General features: G+C 35.4%; 8 protein-coding genes and 1 pseudogene. 5 read left to right on the plus strand and 4 right to left on the minus strand.

Annotation, left to right across the window (positions count from 1 at the left end; translation table 11 throughout):
• The first annotated feature begins 42 nt into the window (after positions 1 to 42).
• From KTH84_RS15625 to KTH84_RS15640, 4 genes are all read left to right on the plus strand, one after another.
• Positions 43 to 1,146 (plus strand): hypothetical protein, encoded by a 1,104-nt coding sequence (locus KTH84_RS15625; RefSeq protein ID WP_050598662.1) that lies wholly within the window; start codon positions 43 to 45, stop codon positions 1,144 to 1,146.
• A gap of 511 nt (positions 1,147 to 1,657) precedes the next feature.
• Complete coding sequence (locus KTH84_RS15630; protein ID WP_128385864.1) at positions 1,658 to 2,797, plus strand: hypothetical protein; 1,140 nt, start codon at positions 1,658 to 1,660, stop codon at positions 2,795 to 2,797.
• A gap of 1 nt (position 2,798) precedes the next feature.
• Positions 2,799 to 3,782: a hypothetical protein gene (locus tag KTH84_RS15635; RefSeq protein ID WP_262474049.1), complete on the plus strand. Its 984-nt coding sequence runs from the start codon at positions 2,799 to 2,801 to the stop codon at positions 3,780 to 3,782.
• Positions 3,783 to 3,833: 51 nt separating this feature from the next.
• Positions 3,834 to 4,052, plus strand: coding sequence for a hypothetical protein (locus tag KTH84_RS15640; protein ID WP_262474051.1), 219 nt, complete (start codon positions 3,834 to 3,836; stop codon positions 4,050 to 4,052).
• On the opposite strand, the gene KTH84_RS15645 is transcribed toward KTH84_RS15640, so the two are convergent.
• The 3 genes and pseudogenes from KTH84_RS15645 to KTH84_RS15650 all read right to left on the minus strand — a co-directional run bounded on the left by KTH84_RS15645 (position 4,021) and on the right by KTH84_RS15650 (position 6,633).
• Entirely contained in the window at positions 4,021 to 5,247 is a 1,227-nt protein-coding gene (locus KTH84_RS15645; protein WP_262474053.1) for a tyrosine-type recombinase/integrase, read from the minus strand. The genes KTH84_RS15640 and KTH84_RS15645 overlap by 32 nt on opposite strands.
• A 215-nt stretch (positions 5,248 to 5,462) precedes the next feature.
• Positions 5,463 to 5,537: pseudogene (locus KTH84_RS19085) on the minus strand (hypothetical protein); the annotation flags it as partial.
• A gap of 232 nt (positions 5,538 to 5,769) precedes the next feature.
• Positions 5,770 to 6,633: a hypothetical protein gene (locus KTH84_RS15650; RefSeq protein ID WP_262474056.1), complete on the minus strand. Its 864-nt coding sequence runs from the start codon at positions 6,631 to 6,633 to the stop codon at positions 5,770 to 5,772.
• Positions 6,634 to 6,956: 323 nt separating this feature from the next.
• Here KTH84_RS15650 and KTH84_RS15655 point away from each other — a divergent pair, with 323 nt between their 5' ends.
• Positions 6,957 to 7,529 carry a TetR/AcrR family transcriptional regulator gene (locus KTH84_RS15655; RefSeq protein WP_262474058.1) on the plus strand — a complete coding sequence of 191 codons (573 nt, stop codon included), beginning with the start codon at positions 6,957 to 6,959 and terminating at the stop codon, positions 7,527 to 7,529.
• A 273-nt stretch (positions 7,530 to 7,802) separates the two neighbouring features.
• Here KTH84_RS15655 and KTH84_RS15660 read toward each other — a convergent pair whose 3' ends face one another.
• Complete coding sequence (locus tag KTH84_RS15660; RefSeq protein WP_262474060.1) at positions 7,803 to 8,363, minus strand: TetR/AcrR family transcriptional regulator; 561 nt, start codon at positions 8,361 to 8,363, stop codon at positions 7,803 to 7,805.
• Between the last annotated feature and the right edge of the window lie 371 nt (positions 8,364 to 8,734).

The following is an 8,734-nucleotide window of genomic DNA, read 5'->3' on the forward strand; positions in this document are numbered from 1 at the left end:
AATATACTTTTTACTAAATTATAATGCTTGAGTATAACGGTAATGAATAATAGCGAAACAGATCATCTCTATAGCCCCCCGCCATTCACAGGATTTGACCCGAGTCATTTTGAAGATGAAGACAATGAGGAAAAAGATGATCCAATCCCCTACATCATTGAACAGCTTAGCATGTGTGAAAGATATGTTTTATATCACTATAAACACCAAAAATTAATTTTTGCTGATAAAGCCTTACATCCAGATGATATTGCAATGGCCGTTCAGGATGAGGCTTACATGTATGAGTTTACTTTTGGGATATCAAATCAAATTGAGGTCTTAACCCCTTATGATGATTATCTGTACCTCAGAGATGAGCTATTAAAAAACCCTTTTGAAGTTGCTCAAAAACCTGAAGAGTTACTTTTAGCGTATATGTTCTGCCTTTGTAAGGATACCCGCGAAGACCTCTGGCAGGGTCATATTGAGAAATGTCAAACCAACGTTGAATATATTGGACAGCTATATATCAGGATACAGGACTTATTACGCAGCCTGCATGAACTCTGGCTTAGAAACCCTGATGAATTGCCTGTTTCCCACGATGAAACTGCCTATTATTCCCCTGTATCAAATCAGATCAGATATAAAATTGATCCTGACTACGACAATGAAGCCTTATCTTCCATTGGCCGTAAAAAAACTACCCAGCTAACTGAGTGGCATCAATATCAGTTCAAACAACTTCTTAGGACTGCCGCAGCAAAACAAAAAGAAAAATGGAAAACCGTGAGCGCAGCGATAAATGCTGTTATTGATGAGTTCGAGCAACGCTTAAGTCAACAAGCTGAACAAAATATCCAGACTTTTGAACGTGGCCGATATGATTTTGCTCAGTTCTATCAACTTACTGCTGAACGCTTACAAAGCGAGTTAGACAATAATGCGTGGCTCATTGATCATCCAATCAATCAGGAGCGCCGTGAACTTGCTGAACAAAAAATGAAATATTTAAAACTGCTCATCAAGGAGCAGAACAAGCTCATTAATTCAAAAGAGGAGAAGCGAAGCCTAATTAAAGACTCTTATAGTACAAGAACTTTGGCTAGCTGGATTAATGATGATCCTGAACTTAGAAATGAAATTATTCTCTCTAAAAAATAATTGATCCCATTTTATCGCTCTTCCCCATTCAGCCTCCATCTACCTTCGGGTAGATGGGAGTTGATCTATTTATGTATGTTTTTTAGTTGCACGCATTTATGTGCTCAAAATTAAACCACAGCACCAAAATGACCAAAGAACACGATAACTATCTGTTTCTTATATATTTAACTTAAAGTTAACAACCTACTTCTCGTTTTTTTGGAAATTGCCCTTTTTTTTGAAAAACCACCCAAAAACATATAAAACATTTAATTTCAAACACTTAATATCAAATATAGCTCAAAAAAACATCCTACCCCAATTTCACGACTCGAAATCAAAACCTCTCTACGATGGCTAAATCTTAGGATTTACGGGAGCCCACACACTGATTTTTTAATAGTGGGGAAGACATGCCAGATTCCCCACTACTTTTTAAGTACAACGAAATGAGTTTCAGCATAGGACCCTTAACTCATTTCAAAAATGGATATGACAAAGATTTTCCTAGTCCCAAAGTAGTAGAGAGATGACGGAGTTTAAAGCTAAGAAATTGAGGATATTGATCTGTGAAAATCAGGTCACCCTTGCGCCATCTAATGTTTACCAGTCACGGTTTTTATACAGTGACTTTCGGTTAGATCAGATGCTGGATATCCCCTGCTTTGTTCAGGAATGTAATAAGACCCAGTTGCCAGCAGCAACGGTCAAACAGACAGATCAAGGCAGAGAATATTTTGAATCTGAGGACTGGTTCAGGCCATTCATCAAGAAGATTGATGATCTGATAAACACCAATCCTGAGTTCTTAAAGCCTTTCGATGTATGTGTAGAGACTCAATGTTTCTTCAAAACATTAGATGCAATGGGAAGTCCTCCAAGCCTATACGGCTTGTTTGAAAGAAAGTTGAGAGGAAGAAACCCAAGTAATTTGAAACAACGGGTCGAGTTACTTAATGAGTTTATTGAATTGTTACGTGAAGAGCTTAACAAACCAGCCGTCAAGGAGGCTATCCAGAACAGAGAGAAGCAACACAAAGAGAACTTTACGTCATGTAAGTTGCTAGTGAGCAAGTTATTCCAGAAGTACGGTCAGTTAGGGGTTGTACATGTAGATTTTGCCTATACGCCAGATCAGCAAGATTTACAACACAATCATCCAACTGACCTGAAACAGTGGTTTCATGGACCTCATCAGTTTGAGCGTCTTAAACAACAGATAGACCAACTCCTTGAGAACCGACGACGTAATAAAACCCTAAAACAGATTAAAGGGTATCTCTTTTACTTTGGTCATAGCCTTAAAAAAGGCTGCTTTGTCAAAGTGATCTTCTTTTTGGATGGAAATACTTGTCAGGCTAAGGATTACGTCAAGTACCTGTCTAAATACTGGAGCAGGCTGACGAATCAACAAGGCTGTACATATTTCTGCGACGGCGACTCAAGCCAATCCCCTACTGGGATTAGCCTGATCAAAGAAACGGATAAAGAACAACGGGAGAATCTCATGTTGAGTATTCAATATTACTGTCAGTTAGAACAGTTTTTTAGGCTGAAATATCTAGGAGAGAACTCCTATAAACGGTTACAGATGAGCCAGCCTCCTGTAATCAGTAAAGGTAAAGCAAGTGGTTTAAATCAGAATTTGAATGTGAAGAAGGGCAAATAGAATGTTAACTCAAAATCAACTTATGGAAAGTCAGGCAATTGCGGCTATGGCACAACTGCCTTATGGTCCGATCACATGCATTAATAGTCTTCAACAAACTTTCCAGAAAATCTTGAAAATCAAAGCTATTTACTCATTACAAACTGATGAGGATGGTCAGAAACGTATGGATTTAAATCAAGCTGGACATGAGTTTCCTTCAAACATCTCAATCATAAAAAATAGTCCTTTCACGAATGGGCGGATGGGGCATGCCAAGATGCATCCATTCCTAGAAACCATCTCTTGTTTTTTCAATCAGAGTGGGTTCCTATACATCCCACCTAATCAAGAACTTAATCAGGATTTTATTCTGAGTAGTATTCAATACCTTAATAATTCCTTATTAACGCGCGAATATGATCAACAGCTTAACCAATGGAATAAGCAGTTCGATGAAGGTGAACAAAAGTTTGATCAGTTTAAAAAAGGATTAAACAAAGCTGTTAAAGGTTACGACATTAGTGAGGTGGTTTGTATCTATCCTTTAAACCCGCACTTGTTTTGCAATGTTGCATTTTCAAGCCAATCAACTTTCTCGGAGTCTATCGATGGAGAAATCACACGACTCATCTGCCAAAGTAAAGAAAATGCAGTATGTGGTGTATTGGTTAAACGGGAAATAACTGTCAATTACCAACTCATCTGCCGTTATTTAGTCTTCACTGAATGCCAGTTTATTAACGATCCATGCAGTTTTACCAATCTAAAGTTCATAGAAGAGGTTAAACGTTTGGTAGAACCTAATAGTCATAATCAGGTGGTGTTGGCATCCAATCCCCTCAATGGATTTCTATTAAGTAACCGATTCATCAAGAAATCATCTGATTACAAGGAACAGATGAAACGTTTGAAAACGTATGTAGTGGGTACAGATAAGTTTATCAGAGTGGGTGGAACTCATCCTACTTTTAAAGTTTTGTTTTCTAAATTTCAAAAAGATTAACTATCGAGTAACCCAATAAGAGCTATATCTCTTAATTGAACTGGAACTATTATGGCTTATTTAACATCAAGAGAAGTTCGAGCACGCCTAAAAGGATGCTCTGCTGCAACAATTTGGCGCTATCAACAACCAAATCAAAGGTTATTTGCAAAGCCAATGCCTGCACCTGCGAAAAAAGGTGCTGGCTCGATGAGCTTATGGGATGAAGATGCATTTAACGAATGGGAAGAAAAGTACTTTAAAAATAATCTGGAGAGTCTGGCTCAATAGCCAGACTTTTTAGTTTATCCCACCATAGTTGATATGCTTTTGCTTGTGGTTCTAAATAGTCATATAAATCATATGTTCCCTGCTCCCCCGGCATAGCATGCCCTACCATAAGCTCAGCAATATCACGAGATGTAAATGCACTAAAATTAGTACGAGCAGTACGTCGCAAATCATGTATCGACCAATGTGGCATATTGATATCATAATGTCTACGAGCATACTGCATAATGTTATAAGGTAAGCTCCCCGGGCTTTTAGGATTCATTACCTCCATTGTCCCATCATTAACAAACATAAATTTGGAGTTATTTAAGGACATTGCTTGTTCAAGTAAAGGAACTATTTCTGGGATAATTGGTCTTATTAAAGGAAAGCCTGTATTTTGACCAGTTTTATGTAGCTCAGGAGGAACCGACCAAATCATTTTATCTAAATCAAAAAATGTTTTCTCAGATGCTCTTAACTCACCATTACGGCATCCCCAAAATAAGCACAACTTTATGAAAAGCGCGTTTTTTAGAGACATTCTAGACTCATCGCAAATGCGCCATGTCAGTGTAATTTCCTTATCTGCTAAAATTCGTGTTCCTCTACGCTTTTTAATACCTAAATCATTTTTCCCCGAAATATGACGGATGGGATTATGTTCTATAAGTGTCCGTTTGATACCCCATTCAAGACATTGCTTGGTGTTCACAAGAATACGTTCAGTAATAGATTCTGATTTCTTAAAATGAGTCTCTAATAGCTCCAACCAAGCATGTAAAGTAATGGAATCCACTGGCAAATCACCAAGTATGGGAAAAACATATAATTCAAATGTTCTATAAATTTCTTCGGCTTGTTTCTTTTCTCTTAGGCAATATTTTTCGTGCCACATTTTATACAACTCTATAAATGTAACAGCTTCAACAATTTTGACTTTCTCTATTTTTTTATATACGCGAGGATCATGTCCTTGTTCCAATACAGCCTTCATTTTAAATAATTCAGCTCGCGCTTCTTTTAGACTCATTAATGGATAACTACCCAAATCTAAACGTGCTTGCTTTCCACCATAACGAAATCGCATTTGAAATGTTATCTTGCCTTTTGGCGAAACTCGGACGCTCAATCCATCTTGATCCGATTCGATAAGAGTATCAGTACGTTCTTTTCCTAAATTCTTCTTAAGCCATGTATCTGTAAGAGCCATAATTAAACCTGTGTACAAATAATCATTAGTCCAGCTAGAATTCTAAATTTTGTACACATATTTGTACTCAAATCAAATGACTTAACTTGAAAAATGATGAAATGGGTTGAATGATCACGCCTAATAATTATGAGTCAAAATTGAATAAAAATATATATTTATACTTGTTATTTCAAAAAGATTGAACAAAGATGAAAGGGGCTGAATTGAACTCAAGCATTTGGGTGGGAAATGATGGCAAATGTGCGGCGTTGAGCAACCTGTGCCGCTAACTCATCTTTAAAACTCATGAAATACACCTACTGCGGAGATTGCAGTGCCAAAGATCTAAAGTCGATCAAAATAAAAATTGGCGTAATTGTAGCAGATTTATAGAACTGTTTAATGATTGTTGATATGCCATCAGTCACTCATAAGATTTTTGAACATTTTTTGAGAATACAATTTTGTTCATTAGAGATTTTATAATCAAAAAAGCCCATTCGATAGTGAATGGGCTTACTTAGGATTTAGCAGAATATCTTAAGCTAGTTTCTTTTCTTCAATAAAGTGGACATCGGCAATTTGTACATCCCAGAACGCATTCCATAAAGCACAATAATCAATACATAGCTTAGTTAAGCCTTCATAATCATCTTTTGTAATTGCTTGCGCTAACGTAAACCAAAGATCATCCTGATGGTCATCATCAGCGGCTTCAGACGTTTCATCAGTAGATACACCATGCACATGGTAATATCCACCACCTTCAACATCGATATTTACAAATTTAGTCGCTTCACGTAATGGCGGACTAAAAAGAATAACTTCCTCTTCGGCAACTGCTAACAATGCAACTACATTGATATAACTATCATAAGAAGATTCTAAAAATGAACGAACCTGATCTGCGGCTTTTGATGGTTTATAGTCACGGCGATCAGCCTCTGTCAAACCATAATCATTAAGTAAATCTTCATACAATGGATAATGAGCATATTCAGGATTCCCCAAATAGTAATCATCTTTACCCAATCCCGGTCTAAAACCGAATTCATCAAGTACATTTAAACTTAATAATACCCGTGGAAACATTTTAGCTCCAGAATGGAGTTTTGGTTCCAGTTGTTTTGTTTGAAACTGCGCTTGTAATAAAGCATCAGTAAAAATCTGTACAATTGCATGACGATATTCTAAATGAATATGAGTTAAAGTGCTCTTATCTAAATATCCATGATTTAATATTTCAATTGCAGGATGTTTACAAACTGGTAATTCTGCAATTTGATTTCTTAACTGCTTGAGAAAATTTAAATTTTCATCCCATTGTTTTGCAGGAATACTATTTCTCATCCCCTGCAATGCTTTTTCTCGTGGATTATTAAAATCTTCAAATTTTTTTGACATAATCATTCTCATTAACAAGTTTTTTCTTATAGTTAAGTTAGGGATTCCCTTTATTTCAATTTGCATTCAGTTGCTAAAATAAAATCCATATACCCATCCTTAACAACCTGATATTATGTCTATTAACTCAACAAATCAATGGATTAATTAATAATATTTAAAAAAGTAAATTATTGCCAACCAAATATATAAATTATTATTTTTTAAGATTAACCAAACTATTGAATAAATATAGTTTTTTAAATATTATAAAATAAGTTTTATTTAAGCTTTAACACTTACAATAGCAAAGTTAATCAAAAATATTCGCGACGGTGAACCCGATGACAAAAAGAGAAAATATTATAACAACAGCAACATCCCTTTTTAACCAGAAAAGCTATACGTCTGTTGGTGTTGATAAGATTATTGCTGAGTCCAATGTTGCAAAAATGACTTTTTATAAGTACTTTTCTTCTAAAGAAAACTTAATTGAAGAGTGTCTTCATGAAAGAAATTTAGAAATCCAATCTTCAATATTAGAAAAAATTAATAATATTAACAATCCGTTAATTAGACTTAAAAGCATTTTCACTTGGTATATCGACTGGATTAATACAGATGATTTCAATGGTTGTTTATTTAAAAAAGCCACCATTGAAGTTCTACAATTGTACCCATCTATTAAAGATCAGGTTAATGAATATCGAGAATGGATTTATCAATTGGTTTTCTCAACATTTCTAGAATTAGAAATTAAAGATGCCCATACACTTACCAGTCTTTTTCTTAATATTGTTGATGGCATCATTATTGATGGCACAATAAATAAATCAAAAATTAATTCCGAACAAACATGGTCTTATATAGAAAAGCTTATTAACTTTGAGGAAACTCAAGCGTGTTCCGCCGCTTAATATATCAATTTAATATTTTTAGATCTTTTATAGAAGAATTAAAATATCATTAAAAAACGAGTAGAGCATGAATTACAGCTCTACTGATTAAATCTGTCTAACTTATTGTTACAACCCTACAAAAGCAAGGCCCCTGCTATTTAAAACACAGGAGCTACTCTCATTCCTTATATTTTAATATTATAATTTATATAAATTTAAATAGTTTAAATAAGAAATTTATTAAGAATAACTACACATTTACTGCGTATAACCATGCACGTTAATATATTATTAATCTACCATGATATTCTTTAAGAAATACTCCAATAAAACATCTCTATCATCCACACTGTTTTCACCTAAAAGCTGAACCATAGCCCCATCTATCACAAATAAAAACATGTACGCATCTTCTTTTGGGGCCTCTGAGTTCTTTGTTAAAAGTAGCCTATAAATTTCGCTAATGAGCCAGTTTCTGTACTCAACCACAACTTGATAAGCCTTGGGGTAAAGCTTTTCAATTTCAAAAATGGCTTTAAATGGCAAATGGTAAAGGCCTTCTAAATCTGCATGTAAGAAGTAAATTTTGCGGAGTTTTTCAATTACGGTTAAGTCTTTCTGGATATAAATGATTGAAAGCACCTCTTGTTTTAAGCCATCTTTTTGAAAGGTTAGGCTCATTTCAATGAGTCTTTCTTTTGAGTGAAAGTAATTATAAAAGGTAGCTTTGGGGAGTTTTGCTGCTTCAATAATTCGGTCTACCCCAACTTTGTGAAAACCATAATTATTAAAGAGATATCTTGCAGAATGAAGCACGCTTAAAGCACGAAATGAGAGATCTAAATGTTGCATAGTTTTACCGTTATAAAAATAAGTTCTTGTTGTGTCTCAATGAGATAAAACTGCCTAGGCTCTTGTTTTAAGCAAAAAAAGGCATGCAAAGGCCCTCGAAAGACTGCCTCAGCGCATCTCAAGTTTTATTGTTGATATGATTTTTTCGTCGTGACGAGCTAATATCTGAAAACCCAAAGGTTATCAAACCGCGCTAAAGACTAGTCTGGAGGGGTAAAAATAGAATGCATAGCCAACTCCTTTATATTGGGAGTTCTGCCAAAGCATTAATCAAGAATTATGGTGGCAGAACGAAAGAGGGTTAGCAGACTGGTGAAAGATTTAACCAGCACACCCGAGGGTGTCCCTCTCCCGTCCTGAACTGCACCCCA

Source organism: Acinetobacter sp. WU_MDCI_Abxb74 (genome assembly GCF_025513915.1).
GTDB lineage: Bacteria > Pseudomonadota > Gammaproteobacteria > Pseudomonadales > Moraxellaceae > Acinetobacter > Acinetobacter calcoaceticus_C.

Coding starts and splice junctions, on each gene's coding strand:
- KTH84_RS15625 (WP_050598662.1), top strand. CDS start 43: ATGAATAATAGCGAAACAGATCATCTCTATAGCCCCCCGCCATTCACA.
- KTH84_RS15630 (WP_128385864.1), top strand. CDS start 1,658: ATGACGGAGTTTAAAGCTAAGAAATTGAGGATATTGATCTGTGAAAAT.
- KTH84_RS15635 (WP_262474049.1), top strand. CDS start 2,799: ATGTTAACTCAAAATCAACTTATGGAAAGTCAGGCAATTGCGGCTATG.
- KTH84_RS15640 (WP_262474051.1), top strand. CDS start 3,834: ATGGCTTATTTAACATCAAGAGAAGTTCGAGCACGCCTAAAAGGATGC.
- KTH84_RS15645 (WP_262474053.1), bottom strand. CDS start 5,247: ATGGCTCTTACAGATACATGGCTTAAGAAGAATTTAGGAAAAGAACGT.
- KTH84_RS15650 (WP_262474056.1), bottom strand. CDS start 6,633: ATGTCAAAAAAATTTGAAGATTTTAATAATCCACGAGAAAAAGCATTG.
- KTH84_RS15655 (WP_262474058.1), top strand. CDS start 6,957: ATGACAAAAAGAGAAAATATTATAACAACAGCAACATCCCTTTTTAAC.
- KTH84_RS15660 (WP_262474060.1), bottom strand. CDS start 8,363: ATGCAACATTTAGATCTCTCATTTCGTGCTTTAAGCGTGCTTCATTCT.